This is a genomic window from Limnothrix sp. FACHB-1083 (assembly GCF_014696485.1).
Classification (GTDB): Bacteria; Cyanobacteriota; Cyanobacteriia; order CACIAM-69d; family CACIAM-69d; genus CACIAM-69d.
In genome coordinates this window covers 22,127-36,379 of sequence record NZ_JACJQD010000021.1, presented here as the reverse complement: position 1 = coordinate 36,379, position 14,253 = coordinate 22,127, and the positions used below count along the sequence as shown (strand labels likewise).

General features: G+C 54.3%; 13 protein-coding genes, 1 tRNA gene and 1 pseudogene. 7 read left to right on the top strand and 8 right to left on the bottom strand.

Going from position 1 to position 14,253, the window contains the following annotated elements; translation table 11 throughout:
* From H6F46_RS18385 to H6F46_RS18370, 4 genes and pseudogenes are all read left to right on the top strand, one after another.
* A pseudogene (locus tag H6F46_RS18385) lies at positions 1–118 on the top strand (IS1 family transposase); the annotation flags it as partial.
* Positions 119–522: 404 nt separating this feature from the next.
* Positions 523–1,053, top strand: a complete 531-nt coding sequence (locus tag H6F46_RS18380; protein WP_099531890.1) for a Rab family GTPase — start codon at positions 523–525, stop codon at positions 1,051–1,053.
* 105 nt (positions 1,054–1,158) lie between these two features.
* Positions 1,159–3,234 (top strand): adenylate/guanylate cyclase domain-containing protein, encoded by a 2,076-nt coding sequence (locus H6F46_RS18375; RefSeq protein ID WP_190356166.1) that lies wholly within the window; start codon positions 1,159–1,161, stop codon positions 3,232–3,234.
* 252 nt (positions 3,235–3,486) lie between these two features.
* Positions 3,487–3,759 carry a DUF3143 domain-containing protein gene (locus tag H6F46_RS18370; protein ID WP_190356165.1) on the top strand — a complete coding sequence of 91 codons (273 nt, stop codon included), beginning with the start codon at positions 3,487–3,489 and terminating at the stop codon, positions 3,757–3,759.
* Positions 3,760–3,887: 128 nt separating this feature from the next.
* On the opposite strand, the gene H6F46_RS18365 is transcribed toward H6F46_RS18370, so the two are convergent.
* The 7 genes from H6F46_RS18365 to H6F46_RS18335 all read right to left on the bottom strand — a co-directional run bounded on the left by H6F46_RS18365 (position 3,888) and on the right by H6F46_RS18335 (position 9,686).
* Entirely contained in the window at positions 3,888–4,646 is a 759-nt protein-coding gene (locus tag H6F46_RS18365) for an isoprenyl transferase (protein WP_190356164.1), read from the bottom strand.
* Between the two features lie 288 nt (positions 4,647–4,934).
* Positions 4,935–5,774, bottom strand: a complete 840-nt coding sequence (gene cdaA / locus H6F46_RS18360) for a diadenylate cyclase CdaA (RefSeq protein ID WP_190356167.1) — start codon at positions 5,772–5,774, stop codon at positions 4,935–4,937.
* 113 nt (positions 5,775–5,887) lie between these two features.
* Positions 5,888–7,318 (bottom strand): diaminopimelate decarboxylase, encoded by a 1,431-nt coding sequence (lysA, locus tag H6F46_RS18355; protein ID WP_190356163.1) that lies wholly within the window; start codon positions 7,316–7,318, stop codon positions 5,888–5,890.
* A gap of 146 nt (positions 7,319–7,464) precedes the next feature.
* Positions 7,465–7,656, bottom strand: a complete 192-nt coding sequence (locus tag H6F46_RS18350; RefSeq protein WP_190356162.1) for a hypothetical protein — start codon at positions 7,654–7,656, stop codon at positions 7,465–7,467.
* A gap of 535 nt (positions 7,657–8,191) precedes the next feature.
* Positions 8,192–8,265, bottom strand: a tRNA-Pro gene (locus H6F46_RS18345).
* 147 nt (positions 8,266–8,412) lie between these two features.
* On the bottom strand, positions 8,413–8,937 hold the full coding sequence (locus tag H6F46_RS18340; RefSeq protein WP_099531882.1) for a GNAT family N-acetyltransferase: 525 nt from the start codon (positions 8,935–8,937) through the stop codon (positions 8,413–8,415).
* A 551-nt stretch (positions 8,938–9,488) separates the two neighbouring features.
* Positions 9,489–9,686 carry a hypothetical protein gene (locus tag H6F46_RS18335; protein WP_190356161.1) on the bottom strand — a complete coding sequence of 66 codons (198 nt, stop codon included), beginning with the start codon at positions 9,684–9,686 and terminating at the stop codon, positions 9,489–9,491.
* Between the two features lie 87 nt (positions 9,687–9,773).
* Here H6F46_RS18335 and H6F46_RS18330 point away from each other — a divergent pair, with 87 nt between their 5' ends.
* Together H6F46_RS18330 and hetR are read left to right on the top strand one after the other, a co-directional pair.
* Positions 9,774–10,493 carry a hypothetical protein gene (locus H6F46_RS18330; protein ID WP_099531879.1) on the top strand — a complete coding sequence of 240 codons (720 nt, stop codon included), beginning with the start codon at positions 9,774–9,776 and terminating at the stop codon, positions 10,491–10,493.
* Positions 10,494–10,831: 338 nt separating this feature from the next.
* Positions 10,832–11,788, top strand: a complete 957-nt coding sequence (gene hetR, locus H6F46_RS18325) for a heterocyst differentiation master regulator HetR (RefSeq protein WP_255407481.1) — start codon at positions 10,832–10,834, stop codon at positions 11,786–11,788.
* A 4-nt stretch (positions 11,789–11,792) separates the two neighbouring features.
* Here the strand turns inward: hetR and H6F46_RS18320 are convergent, their stop codons facing one another.
* A complete protein-coding gene (locus H6F46_RS18320) occupies positions 11,793–13,085 on the bottom strand; it encodes a tetratricopeptide repeat protein (protein ID WP_143472900.1) in 1,293 nt (430 codons plus the stop codon).
* Between the two features lie 327 nt (positions 13,086–13,412).
* Here H6F46_RS18320 and H6F46_RS18315 point away from each other — a divergent pair, with 327 nt between their 5' ends.
* Complete coding sequence (locus tag H6F46_RS18315; protein ID WP_190356160.1) at positions 13,413–14,111, top strand: N-acetylmannosamine-6-phosphate 2-epimerase; 699 nt, start codon at positions 13,413–13,415, stop codon at positions 14,109–14,111.
* Positions 14,112–14,253: the final 142 nt, after the last annotated feature.

Genomic DNA, 14,253 nt, shown 5'->3' with positions numbered 1-14,253 from the left:
TTATTTCAACTGGATTTGGCAGCATAGTCGTTTCAAAACCACGGCTGCTGAACGAGCGGGATTAGCGACTAGGGCATGGACTTGGCATGACATTGCTACCTATCCCACATTAATCTGATTCACTACCAGAGATAGAAAGCTGCTGTTGGATGATCGTAACTACTTGTGAAGAGATTAAGTGCTTTTAAGAAAACCTTATTCTGAAAATAATAAAATTATTGTTCACTGCTGAAATGGCGAAAGTTTGATGATGGCTGCCGCAAATCCCCCAACCTGTGATCAACGATGCAGAGATGATCGACGCATAGTTGATCGATCGCCAGCCATCTCCCCAACCTCTGAGGCATCGGAACTTCAACCGTTTGCAGGCCCCCACCCGATCGTCAACAGTGCCAGACAAAGCCTGAGCACTGGCCCCGACAAGCCAAAAACTATAGGCTAAAAACTAAAAGATGCCTGGAATCCTTCCTGGAATCCTTCAAGGTATAATTTGACTTCGCTGAGACTTGTGTTGGGGGCAAAATGGCAACTATTTCTAAAAAAATTTGTCTGGTTGGCGATTTTAGTGTTGGCAAAACCAGTCTAATTCGTAGGTTTGTTGATCGTCAATTTAGTGATCAATATTTGTCAACAGTTGGCGTTAAGATCTCCAAAAAACTAATTGATGCTACTAGCCTTAAGCTGCCAGAAGGCGACAAGTTTCAATTAATGGTCTGGGATATTGAAGGACGCACAGATTACAAGCCGATCGATGTGTCCTATCTCCGTGGTGCGAGTGGAATCATTATTGTTTCTGACAGTAGCCGCATGGAAACGGTAGAAAACCTCGACCGCCACCTACAAATGTTTCAGCAAGTTAATCCTAAGGGATCCGTCGTGATTGCCTTTAATAAGGCAGATCTCATTGAACCAACAATGCTGACTAAGGTTATGGGGTTGCATAGCTTTGCCCATGAGTCTCAGGTGGTGGCGACCTATGCCACTTCCGCCAAAACGGGCGATAATGTTGACAAGATGTTCCTAGAGCTATCGCAATCGATGCTCAATGGGTAACCGAAGGAGAGCTATAGTCTTCAAGGTCTTCATGGATGCAATAGTTGGCATCCACAGTGGGTAATTTAAAGTCAACTTTGCTGTTGCTGCGGCCTCTTGAGCAGAATGAAATTATCCTTGCCTCAGCATATCCAATTGATTGTTGTGAACGAAGCCTTCCAGGTGGTTTCGGTTCAGGGCAATGTGGCTCCTTTGATCGACTCAGGATTGCTGGAGATGTTGGTGGAGTCTGCGGAGGCGGGAGCGATCGCCCCGATCGAGGCCCCAACGGATGGGGCTGTGGATCACTCCACAGGCCAGTTGGCACCCACCGCCCCGGGTCTCAGTCCTGATCAACTGGCTGCGCAATTGCTGGGGCTGGAGATTTATGAACTGTTCCCAGAACTCTTTGGAATTGATGAAATTTTGGTGGAGGTGGCAGCGGGCGATCGCCTAGAATTCAACATCAAGGGCATTGGCCGTGTCACCGCCCATGGCTCCCCAATCTATTTTGATATTCATATTACGGCGCACCCCAGCCCCACTGCTGAACACTATTTAATTTTTTTCCTAGAAGATGTAACCGATCGCATGAGCTTGGAACAAGTCTTGGTTCAAGCGACTAATGAAAAACATCTGTTGATCCGGAATTTAGAGGAAACCAAGCAACAGATTGATCAAATTATTTCAGCTATGAGTGAAATGCTGCTTTTGGTTTCAGAAGCAGGTTTAATTCGGATGGTGAACCCGGCCACTCGTCATCTGTTGGGTTACGAAGCTGAGGAGTTAATTGGTCAGCCCATGTCGGCAATTTTGGCGCGCCGAGATGCCCCATCAGCTCCAGAGCCAGGACACCTGTTGGCGGCGGAGGAAGGGGAAGCGGTTTGCCAAACTAAGACCGGCGCAATTTTGGTAATTGCCTTTTCCCGATCGCGCCTCACCAACACCCTAACGGGACAGTTGGGGCGTGCAGAAACGGTTCAAGATTTTCTGTATGTGGGGCGCGATGTTACGGAAGAAAAACGCCGCCAACGATATCAATCGGTTCAACATTTAATTACGCGAATTATTTCTGAGTCGAATATTGCCACCCAAGCTCTGTCGGCAGTGGTTCGAGCTTTGTGCCAAGAATTTGATTGGCAATTGGGAGAATTTTGGTTAATCGATCGCACAGACGTTGGCAGCGGAAATCCATCTGCCCATTGCATTGATCACTGGCTTTCTCCCATGCTGGAAATTAGCCACGATTGGAAGCCAGTGCGTTGCCTGCGCTTGAATGAAGATCACAGTTTCCTCTCGCAGGTTTGGCAAGAAACGAAGGCTAAATGGCAACAAGATCTTCCGGATCAAGCGGTTCCGGCGGGAACTTTGGAAATTCAGAATCTAAACTTCAAAACGGGGTTTGGATTTCCGATTAAAACCGGCGATCAAGTGTTGGGAATTTTGCTGTTTTTCAAGCAAGCCTCTCAACTCGTGAGTCCTGATCTGTTGAATTTGGGCGAAAGTTTGGGCAGCCAATTGGGGCAATATGTGGAACGTCGCAAGGCCGAAGAAGCCCTGTTGCTAGAGCAAGAAAAATCTGAGCGCTTGCTGTTAAATATTCTGCCGGAAACGATCGCCCATTGTCTGAAGCGCAATGCCAGAACGATCGCAGAACAGTTTGCCGCCGTCACCGTCTTGTTTGCGGATATTGTCGGTTTTACGGAAATCGCTTCAAATTTGAGCGCGATCGAGCTGGTGGAATTATTGAATGAAATTTTCTCGGAATTTGATCAGCTCACAGAAATCCATGGCCTAGAGAAAATTAAAACGATTGGCGATTCCTATATGGTGGTGGCGGGTTTGCCCACCCCGCGCGCCGACCACGCCCAGGCGATCGCGAATATGGCCCTAGACATGCAGTTAGTCATGGGTCGGTTTAACGACAGGCAAAAACGTGATTTTCAAATTCGCATCGGGATTCATAGTGGCTCCGTGGTGGCAGGCGTGATTGGCCTGAAGAAATTTATTTATGACCTTTGGGGGGATACGGTCAACACCGCCTCGCGGATGGAATCGCATGGCATTCCAGGGAGAATTCAAACCTCAGCCGCCACCTATGCCCTGCTCAAAAATTCTTACCAATTTGAGCATCGTGGCTTAGTTCACATCAAAGGGAAAGGCGATATGGATACCTATTTCCTGTTGGGTCATATGCCCTAAATCATGATTCGTGATAGTGATTGATTATGTTGATCAAGTCGATCGGCAACTTGATCAACATAACCCTAAAAACGATGGGTGTTGATAATGCAAGCCGGTATTGTTGGCTAGCCGCTTCCACCGAATTCCTTTACAATGCAGGGCGGCCCTCAATTTTGATTGAATCTCCCAAAATCAGAATATTCAATCACTGCTACCGATTATTGCGATTAACAATCGCTTGATTTTCAGTCCCCGATCTCTGCTGTTGTTATGACCCTGCCCTCAGAAGACTCGCCTCTTTATAACCATCCTTTGCCACAAATTGAGACGTGGCTGCTATCCCAAGGTTGCACCCAAGATCGCGAAGCATTGCATTGTTGGCATATCCAAAAGGATGCTTGGCAGGCAACGTTATATCTAGAAGAAGATCGCCTGACGGTTTACTACTTGGATGCGGATGGATCTGGAGAGTCTACCCAGCGATCATTTAAATATTCCTTGAGTCGGCGGGATATTGAAGATGCAATCTTCTCGGGGCCTTGAAGCAGAGTCCTGCACTGGAATCTTGATCCGAAGTTTTGTGCGAAAGCCTTGAGTGAAATTCTTGAAAATCGCTAGTGAACTTGAGGTTCAACCCGTCATTATTGGGGTGCGAACTTTGAGCCTGAACTTTATTTGGTGCGTACTTTGCCGTAGCGTCGATCGCGCTTTTGATAGCTCATGAGGGCTTGATGGAAAGCGGCGCGATCGAACTCTGGCCACAGGGTTTCGGTGACGTAAAGCTCTGCGTAGGCAATTTGCCACAATAAAAAATTGCTGACTCGCATTTCGCCGCTGGTGCGAATGATCAAGTCGGGATCGGTGAGTTCGCGCGTGTACAGGTGTTGCTCAAAGAGCTGTTCATCAATGGCCTCGATCGCCAGGTCACCGCTTTTGACCTGAGTGGCAATCGCCCGGCAAGCTTGCAAAATTTCTTGTCGTCCGCCGTAGTTGGTGGCTACGGTGAAATTCAGAGCATTGTTGTGGCGCGTAAGGTCTGAAGCATGGGCAATTTCTGCCTGCAAAGAATCAGGGAGCGCATGGATATTGCCCACAAATCGAATGCGCACCAACTCTTCAATTAATTCTTGAAGTTCTCGCCGCAGAACTTTCTCAAAAAGCATCATCAAAAAGTCTACTTCTTCGGCGGGGCGACCCCAATTTTCTGTCGAAAAAGCGTAGACCGTGAGGGCTTGAATGCCCCAATCTTTGCAGCAGCGAATTAAGTCTTTAAGGGTATCAACTCCCCGGCGATGGCCCATGATGCGTGGGAGGCCGCGCTGCTTTGCCCAGCGGCCGTTGCCATCCATAATCACAGCAACATGGCGAGGCAACAGCGCTCGATCGAGATCGGCGGGCAATTCACGCGATAGGAGTTGTTTTGCGGTCATATGAATCGACGCAAGATAAAGTCTTCACCACCTTTGCGAATGGAGAACGCAATGGGAAGTGAATTTGAGAGCAGTTGTGCAGGAAGTCTCGTTCAGATTAGCGCGTGTCAACAAAAATTGCTGGCTTGCTTCCCATGAGCATACCCGAACGATCGCAACTCGACGCTCTCCCCGGGCGGCCCCACGGGGTAGGGGCGTTGGCCGGCGAATCTAGGGGTTGGTTGGGCCGTTTGAATTAAGGGCCGGAATGGTTGGGTGAGGGGCAGAACTTGCACCGGGCACGGGCATCTATCGCCGTTTGCGCCACAGGCCGGTGAAGAATAGTAACTGTCGCCGCAACTGTCGCAGGGACGTGACTCGCTGTTCCCGATCGCTGGGTGAGGCGAGCTTGGTTTTCAAAATTTCCCGCAGGCGACTGCTGGCGATCGGGCGTTCCAGTTGGCCGCGCTCCGCCACGGAAATCGACCCGGTTTCTTCGGAAACGACGATGCAAAGACAGTTGGCCATCCGTTCCGTCACGCCCATGGCGGCCCGGTGGCGAGTTCCAAGCTGGCGAGAGGCTTGGCGATCGGACAGGGGCAAAATGGCTCCCGCTGAAGTGACCCGATCGCCCTGAATAAAAACCGCTCCGTCGTGCAACAGGGTAGAGGTTTGGAAAATGGTTTGCAGCAGCTCTTTCGAGACTTCCGCATCCAAACGCACCCCAGGCACGGAAAAATCGCGCTCATCGATCGTGCCGCTGGTTTCCAAGACCAACAGGGCCCCTGTGCGGTTTTGGGACAGTTCCCGCACCGCGTCTACCAGTTCATCGATCGTGTTGTCGGTGCCTGGGGCCGTGTCGGGCGATCGGGACAACAACTCCCCCACTTGGCCCCGGCCCAACTTTTCCAACAAGCGCCGAAACTCCGACTGCAACATAACGGCCATGGCCACGGCCGCCCCAACCGTCAAGTTGCCCAGGAAAAAACTCAAGAGCGACAGCCCCCAACGCTGGGCCACCGCCGCCGCCAACATCAGTACGACGAACCCGCGCACCATCCACAGGGTTCGCCGTTCGCCGACGACGGCCAACAGGGCATACGTCAGGAGCAAAACTAGGCCGATATCGATCGCTTGCAGCAGCAACAGCGGGTCTCGGACAACTCAAGAATCGGTCTACGAAATGGCGCAGGCCCCCAATGCGCAGGCCCCCAGTGGACAACCGTTGATGAACCCTGGGGGCAAAACGGGGGGCGGGAGGTTTAGCTCAGCCCTTGCAGCCGATCGGGCAGGCGATCGAACCGCAGCAAGTCTTCATCCGTTTCCCGTTCCAGAATCAGATCGGCCTGACCATTGCGCACCAAAACCGCCGCCGGCCGAGGCACGCGGTTATAGTTCGAGGCCATGCTGGCGTTATAGGCCCCCGTGGCCAACACCACCAACACATCCCCCGTTTCCAGGGCCGGCAATTGAGCATCCCGAATCAGCACATCGCCCGATTCACAGTGCTTACCGGCTACGGTAACCGTTTCCGTGCAAGGGGCGCTCATTCGGTTCGCCACCACCGATCGATACAAGGATTGGTACGTGATCGGTCGGGGATTATCGGACATGCCGCCATCCACGGAAACGTAGGTGCGGATGCTGGGAACCGTTTTTTGGCTGCCAACCCGATAGGCCGTGAGGCAGGAAGACCCCACCAGCGATCGACCCGGTTCGCACAGCAACTTGGGCAGGGGCAATCCCGTCCGATCGCAGGCTGCCGTGATCCCTTGGGCGATCGTTTGTACCCACTGCTCAATGCTCGGCGGGTCATCGGATTCCGTGTAGCGAATGCCCAAACCACCGCCCACATTCAACTCCGCCACCGGCAGCCCCAACTGCTGGGCCTTAACGAACCACTGCACCAGGGTATCGGTCAAATCGCTGTGGGGTTGCAGCTCAAAGATTTGAGAGCCGATGTGGGCATGTAGCCCAATGCAGTGTAGGTGGGGTTGCTGGGCCAAAAACTCCAGCACTTCATCTACTTGGGTTGGATCAAAGCCAAACTTGCTGTCAATGTGGCCCGTGCGGATGTATTCGTGGGTGTGGCATTCAATGCCGGGCGTGATCCGCACCATCACCCGAATTGGCTCCGAGGCGGAGAAGCTGGCCAAGGTGTGCAGGTCAAGCCAGTTGTCGGTGATGATGTTGCAGCCCGATCGCACGGCCAATTCCAGTTCAGCCCGGGATTTGTTGTTGCCGTGCAAATAAATCTTGCCGGCCGGCGTGCCCGCTCGTAGGGCCGTGAGGATTTCGCCCGCCGATACCACATCCACGCCCAAGCCTTCCGACTGGGCGATCGCGCAAATCGCCAAACAGCTCCAGGCCTTCGAGGCGTAGAGTACCTGGGATTCTCCCGCATAAAACTGCTTGAATGAGTCTCGGTATTGGCGACAGGCCGCCCGCAGTCCTTCCTCATCCAGGATGTATAGAGGCGAGCCAAACTGTTCCAGCAGCTCCACCACATCGCAACCGCCCACTTCCAAATGGTCGTGATCGTTCACGCGAGCCGTGAGGGGCATCAACAGTTGGTTGGGTGATGGCTCAGGGCCGCCTTCGGATTGGGGGTGAAGATATTGCAGGCTGGAGGTTTGGGAATCCGTCTGATCAGCGTGATTGGTTTGGGGGCGAGCAGCGGGCGTAGCAACCATCGGTTTGTAGCAGTGCGGGTTGGGTGGTTATGGGGAATTGGCAAACGTTGGCAACCATTGGCAACCACAGAACCGGCGATCTCCATTAGATGCGCTTCCGATGATCCTCTGATGCTCCGATGGGCGATCGATCCAGTGTGATCGATCTAGGGCGATCGGGACACAACCCGATCGATCACCAACCTACCGACACCGAATCTACCGAGCTGACGAATATGAGCATCAATCCAGAGCCGATGATCATGGTTGCCAACGTTGCAAAACTCGCGATCGAGACCAGAGGCAAACCAGCGGCCAACCACAGCATCTGAAGGAGCGATCGCCGTGGATCTAACCATTTCGGCCCCCTGGCCTATCCGGTTAGTTTACTATTGCGCGGCCTGGCCTGCGTGGCTCCCCAGGGTCTCAATTGATCGAGTATTGTTGAAATCAACGAGCCGATCGAACCCCCAACACAAGATCCCCACCTCTGATCATGATTTCTTTGGAAACCTATCCCGGCCTCTATCTGTTTCAGTTGCTGTTTGTGCTGTCCTTCACGGGCGTGATGATTTGGCAGGCGATCGAGTCCATCAAAACGATTGATCAATAATCAGAGCCGATCACCAGAGTCGATCACCAAAATCAATCAGTCGATCGTTAATCATCATTGATCAACATCATCGACCAATGGGATCAATGGTTTAGGGAATTGATCAAGCAATCCTAAACAGACTAAAGACAAGGGGTTAAAACCCCTTGCCCCGATGATTTGCCTGGAGATGGTGGTGGATCCGGTTCGATCGAAATCAAAATTGATCGAACCCGCAGACTGCCATGGCCAACGGCTGCCCAAGTTCTGACTTGGGTTCCGGAGTTTTTGAAATTGCTAAATCGGGATGACAGGATTTGAACCTGCGGCATCCTGCTCCCAAAGCAGGCGCGCTACCAAGCTGCGCTACATCCCGGTGTTGACGGCCAACGTTGATGGCCAGCGCTGGTGGCTTGCACGGGAGGAAGTCCGCCCACAGCCACAGACAAGGCCATCATATCACAGACGCTGTGAATGCTGAGGCTGAACAGGCGCAGGGACTCCAACCACCGCCCGCTCAGCCCTAATCTGGATACCAAAACATGCCTTTAATCCCTTCCGGATCGGGCATGAACCCCAGACCCTTGTAGAAATCCACCACGTGGGGATCGGCAAAGAGCGTAATGTTGCTGATGTCTTCGCGGCGTAACTGCTCGATCGTTTGGCGCATCAACGCCTTGCCAAACCCTCGGCCCTGAAAATCTGGATGCACCACCACATCCCACACGGTGGCGTTGAAAGCATGATCCGACGTGGCCCGCGAAAAGCCAATCAGTCGCCGCTTTGCGCCCCGCTGCTCCCACATGGACAGCACCAAGAAGCTGTGTTGAATCGCTTTTTTCACCTTGCGCAGGGGCCGACGGGCCCAGCCCACCGCATCGCAAAGCTCTTCAAGGTCGTACAGATCAATATCGCGATCGGTACTAAAGAAAACCCGAATCTCACCCGTTTGCGGATCTCGCTCCAGGGGTTGATAGCCGGGAACCGCCTCGACCGTTGCGGCCGGGCGATCGCCCTGTGTTCCAAATAAGCTCTTCCAAAACCCCATGTGAGCCTACACGATCTGTCTTAACACTTGCCAGCGACAGCCAGTACCCGAGACCAATTCGCCACAACGACGATGCAGCCATGGGGCTAATCACTCAACCGGCAAGGGGCGCGATCGCTCTGCACCGTGCGGTGATTACCACGCCATGGTTGGTTGAGGTTGGTTTAGAAAACGCTGTGATTGCGCTCTATTGTGCCATGGGTTGCGCGAAACTTGGATCATTCCCGGCAACTGGCAACCCAAGACTGAAAAGAAGCCGCCGCAACCCCGAATTCCGACCCAAATTCAGGAGCCGTTGATGAACCTCAGCGATCGATTCAGCGGTTTCGCCACTGCCCAGCCAGCCCAGCCATGTGCCGGTTTGGCGCTTCTGTGGTTCAAGGGGCGGGGTTGCCCACCGAGCCGCCAATTTCTATGCCAATATAGGTTTTAATGGGAACCATAAGCCAAGTCCCTTGGCCTGCCATCGATTGAGATCATCAGGCCATCTAAAAAAGTCCCGCTAAAGAAAGTCCCGTTAAAATCGCGTTGCGGAACCGGCGATCACGCCGTCACCCTTGCTTGTTCTGAGGCTGGCTGGCAAAGCTGGCTGGCTCTGAAGGGTGCTCCCCGTCGCGATCGCCCACCATGGTTATGACGCGAAAGGCGGCCAGTTGGGTTGTGTCAGCCTGTAGAGCGGATGAAGCCAACTTCACCGCCACCCAACAGGATGTTTCCCGATTGCGGCATTTGTTAGCAAATTGCGGCAATTGTTAGTGAAATAGTGACGGAATGTCAAGATGGATTCAAAGCGCTATCAGCGGTAAAACACGGTGGCAGGTGCGGTTTCATCCGGTATGAGTTCGGGTCTCAAGCCCTCAACGCTCGACTTGCTCAAGCGCTTCAACCGGGCCTTTCCGCAATTTTATGAGCAGTTTGTCAGCAGTGAAATTCAACTGCAAAATCTGCGCTTGGCCTATCAACTCTACAAAACTCGCCAAGCGGTCATTGAACTGAAGCCGGAAGGGGGCAAAAGCGCACTGCATTTTGCCTATCGCAACCAATCCTTTCTGCTCAGTGACATTTTTGGGGTGCTGGCGGCCTATGGCCTGACGATCCACAGCTTGAGCCTTTACGGGCAAATTCACCCGCCGATGCTGGTGTTCATCAAGTTGGTGGTGTCTCGGGGCAGCAAGGCTCTGACGGAGAAGACTTCGGAAAATGTTTGCCGCGCCATTCGTGAAGCGCTGGCTGGCCACTTCGAGGTGGAAGAGATGCTGGCGGTGGAGTTCAACCTGGATGCGGGGTTGGAGCAGGTGGAAACGGAGTTCTATGTGGATCCGGTGTTCCATTTGCCCGCTCTGTTGATTGAGGCGGATAACCAGCCGGGGTTGTTCTACAAGGTGATGTATGCCATCTGGCAAGAGGATTTGCTGGTGGTGAATGCCAATTTGCTGGTGTGGCGGGGACGAACAAGGCTGATTTTGTATCTACTGGGCCCCAATGAGAGCTTGATTCCAGAATATCTGGGTCAACGAATTGCGGAAGGGGTTCGTCAACGTCTGATGGGGTGCTAAGTTGGAAGCCCAAGGGGAATCACCCATCCGGGTATTTCCCCCCCAATCTCTGACGATCGCCCTTGGCCGTCTCAGAGTACCAATGGCACAATGGGGCGATTATTAGAAATTTCCTTCCTGAAGGGGAAATGGGGGCGTTCAGGCGGCGCTGGCGGTTGACTGTCCCGGTTTTTTGGGCCGGCGGGTCTGCGCAGGTTGCTTTGAAGGTCAGTTGCTCGATCGGGTGGCGTTTTTGGCGCGATCGCGATCGGTCATTCGGTTATTGTTCCGCGCTTGCCCATGAAAGCGCTCCCGTGAAAGTTCTATTGAAGCTGGTCTGATATTGAGGGTTAGCTGTTTTGGGTTCAGGATCTCACCGCGTGCTGGAAGAGTCGCAACTGAGCGATCGCGATCTCATTGAGCGCATTAGCGCCGGAGCGATGGATCGCATCCTGTTGTTTTTGGCCTTTAGTGCCATGCGAACCGGTGGCCACCGCCACGGGGCATTTTTGGATGCGGCGGCTACGGCGGCAAAATGCGCCATTTACCTGACTTATTTGGAACAGGGGCAAAACCTACGCCATACGGGCTATTTGCACCACATTGAGCCAAAGCGGGTGAAGGCGATTGTGGAGGAGGTGCGCGAGGCCTTGACGGAAGGCAAGCTGCTGCGGATGTTGGGATCCCAGGAGCCGCGCTACCTGATTCAGTTGCCGGCGGTTTGGATGGAGCGGTTTCCCTGGAAGCCAGGTCAGCCCCGCATTCCGGGGACGAGTCTAACCGGTGAAGAAAAGCATTATTTGGAACGGAAGCTGCCGGATCAGTTGCCTGATGCTCAGGTTTTGAACTCGTTCCAGTTCATGGAGCTAATTGAGTTTTTGCATCGCCGATCGCAGGAGCCATTCCCGATCGAACAGCAAATGCCCCTGAGCGAAGCCCTGACGGAACATATCAAGCGGCGATTGTTGCACTCGGGAACGGTGTCGCGGCTGGACTCGCCTTGGGGAATGCCGTTCTATGCCTTGGTGCGAGCTTCCTACTGGACTCCGAAGGATTCCGAGGCCCGCAGCTACACGGCGGTGGAGGATACGGCGACCTATTTCCGATTGCTGCGGGAATGGGCGGCGAATCCGGAGAAACAACAGGCCATGCGGGCGATCGAGGAGTTGGATATTGCGCCCGATCGCCTGGGAGAAGCGATGGCGGATTTGGATCGGGTGCTGCGGGAATGGGCCGATCGACACCATACGGAAGGTGGCCAGCCGATCGTGGTGCAACTGGCAGCGGGCGATCGGATTGACCACCTAGATCCCTAAATCCCTAGGATACCGATGAGCCTTTCAGGGGCTTAATTCGGCCATTGGCATCGGGCTTGACCGGCTCAAATAGCTGGTGGGCGGTGGCGAAGGAACCGTAGCGATCGGGGTTGGCCGCAATTGCCGCCTGCAAACAACTGGCGGCGCGATCGAGGGCCGTTTGGCGTTCCCAGTCACTGCAATCCGATCGCTGGGTTTGCAGCAGGTAGCAACAGGCCTGGCAAAATTGCAACTCCGGTAACGATAGGCCGCGTTCGGCTGCCTTCAAGTAGCTCATCAGGGCCGCTTCCGGTTGCCGCAGCCGGAGCTGTGCCAGTCCGCGGTTATACCAAGGGGTGGGCTTGGTGGGATCGCGCTTGATCGTTTCGTCGTAGCTTTTAATCGCCGCTTGTAATTGCCCGATCGAGAAGAGGGCATTGCCCCGATCGTACCAAGCATTAGGTTGTTCAGGGTTCAGGGTCAAGGAGAGGTCATAGCTGGCGATCGCCTCCCGAATGCGCCCCAACTGCCGCATCAGGCGGCCGCGATAGTACCAGGTATCCGCATCGGCCGCGTCAAAGGTAATGGCTTTTTGGTAGCTTTCGAGGGCCCCTGCCAAATCACCTGCCCAACGCAGGGAAATCGCGCGATTATGCCAAATATTGTGGTCGCCATCCCGCAAGCCGAGGGCCTTGTCATAGCTGGCAATGGCTTCATCGTGGCGCTTGAGATTGTCTAGGACGATCCCGCGCTGATACCAAGTGGCGGCGCTGGCGGGTTCCAATTCCAGCGATCGCTCATAGCAGGTGAGCGCCTCGCTGTCTCGATTGAGCTTGCGTAAAACCACGCCGCGATTGTGCCAGGCGCGGGGACAGGTGGGATTCAGTTCGATCGACCGACTATAGTTATGGGCGGCCGCTTCCCAATGGCCCAGCCGGAAGTGGGTTACGCCCAAATTATTCCAAAGACGATGATCGAGCGGTGCAAAGTTCAGCGCCTTTTGATAACTGGCTAAGGCTCCCTCCAATTGCCCAGCGCCATCAAGGGCCGTGCCCCGGTTATACCAATAGTGGGGATTTTGCGGCTCCAGTACCAACGCCCGATCGTAATAGGTGATGGCATCCTGAAGGCAGCCGGTGCGAGCCAGGGCATTGCCGCAGTCATTCCACAGGGCACTGCAATTGGGAGCGAGGCTAATCGCCTGGCCAAACAGCTCGATCGCCTCTGTCCATTGCCCCGATCGACAAAGCCCTAGGGCCAAGGTGTAGGATTCCAGGGCAGCAGGCTGGAGAGCAGTGGTGGCATCGGGGGAATTCACAGGATTGTTTCCATCCCAAAAGCGCGTTGAGGGCAGCTTGGAGCAGGGGGGAGCGTGGCCAACCCCCGTAGGCTGGCTAAGGTATTCTGTGGCCCTTGGGGGCAATCCAAACAGAAAATTAGCTTCATTCTACGTGGGCATTTTACGTGGGATCTCGGAGGGGCGCTTGTTCGTGCAACGGAATTTCACAGCCATCACCCCTAGCTTGGGTTAGGTTGCCTTGGGGCTGGTGCGCCCAGCAACCGAAGATTTCGGTTCGAGGCGGCCGGCCGGTTCAGTCGGCTAGTTCGTCTATTGTTTCAACTGTTTCAACGATTGATAATGTTCATGTTAGGGGTTGAGCCGGTGATAACACAATTGCGTGGTGGTTTGGTCGTGTCTTGCCAGGCCCCGATCGATTCCCCCCTGCGGGATCCTCAGATCATTGCCACCATGGCCCAAGCGGCTGTGTTGCGGGGGGCGGTGGGTATCCGTTTAGACAGTCCCGAGCATGTGATGGCAACCCGATCGCGCTTGGGGGCCGATGTACCAATTATTGGCCTTTGGAAGCAGGTGTTACCCGGCTCCTCGGTTTACATCACGCCACGCTTTGCCGATGCCGCCGCGATCGCCGCCGCCGGAGCCGACATCATCGCCATTGATGCCACCCTGCGATCGCGTCCCGAAGGGGACACCGCCGCCCAACTGATCGATCGCATCCATCAGGAATTGGGGAAACCAGTAATGGCCGACGTTGACACCTGGGAAGCGGCCGAAGTCGCCGCCCAAGCGGGAGCTGACTTGGTGGGCACAACGCTGTATGGCTACACGGAAGCGACCCAAGACCAGACCCCGCCGGGATGGGATCTGTTAACGCAAATGGTCACGCGCTTGACAGTGCCTTGCATTTGTGAAGGGGGCATTGCCTCGCCGGCCATGGCCCGGGCTGCGATCGATCGGGGAGCCTTTGCCGTGGTTGTGGGAACTGCCATCACGGGGATCGATCTGCAAGTGCAAGCCTATCAACGGGCGATCGCCCTGGAATAGCCTGAACAACTTACATGGGGTGGTCTGGGCTGGATTGTTGCGATCGCCTCGATCGCCTCCGAAATTCACGGTGGGATCTCGGTTCCAGTCGCTTGCGGATCCCCAAGATTCCATCCCTAAGAGGAATGGGGCGATCGAACAG

What these genes read in the sequence shown, in the direction of transcription:
- H6F46_RS18380 (WP_099531890.1), top strand. Translation starts at nt 523, where the DNA reads ATGGCAACTATTTCTAAAAAAATTTGTCTGGTTGGCGATTTTAGTGTT.
- H6F46_RS18375 (WP_190356166.1), top strand. Translation starts at nt 1,159, where the DNA reads ATGAAATTATCCTTGCCTCAGCATATCCAATTGATTGTTGTGAACGAA.
- H6F46_RS18370 (WP_190356165.1), top strand. Translation starts at nt 3,487, where the DNA reads ATGACCCTGCCCTCAGAAGACTCGCCTCTTTATAACCATCCTTTGCCA.
- H6F46_RS18365 (WP_190356164.1), bottom strand. Translation starts at nt 4,646, where the DNA reads ATGACCGCAAAACAACTCCTATCGCGTGAATTGCCCGCCGATCTCGAT.
- lysA (WP_190356163.1), bottom strand. Translation starts at nt 7,318, where the DNA reads ATGGTTGCTACGCCCGCTGCTCGCCCCCAAACCAATCACGCTGATCAG.
- H6F46_RS18350 (WP_190356162.1), bottom strand. Translation starts at nt 7,656, where the DNA reads ATGGTTAGATCCACGGCGATCGCTCCTTCAGATGCTGTGGTTGGCCGC.
- H6F46_RS18340 (WP_099531882.1), bottom strand. Translation starts at nt 8,937, where the DNA reads ATGGGGTTTTGGAAGAGCTTATTTGGAACACAGGGCGATCGCCCGGCC.
- H6F46_RS18330 (WP_099531879.1), top strand. Translation starts at nt 9,774, where the DNA reads ATGAGTTCGGGTCTCAAGCCCTCAACGCTCGACTTGCTCAAGCGCTTC.
- H6F46_RS18315 (WP_190356160.1), top strand. Translation starts at nt 13,413, where the DNA reads ATGTTAGGGGTTGAGCCGGTGATAACACAATTGCGTGGTGGTTTGGTC.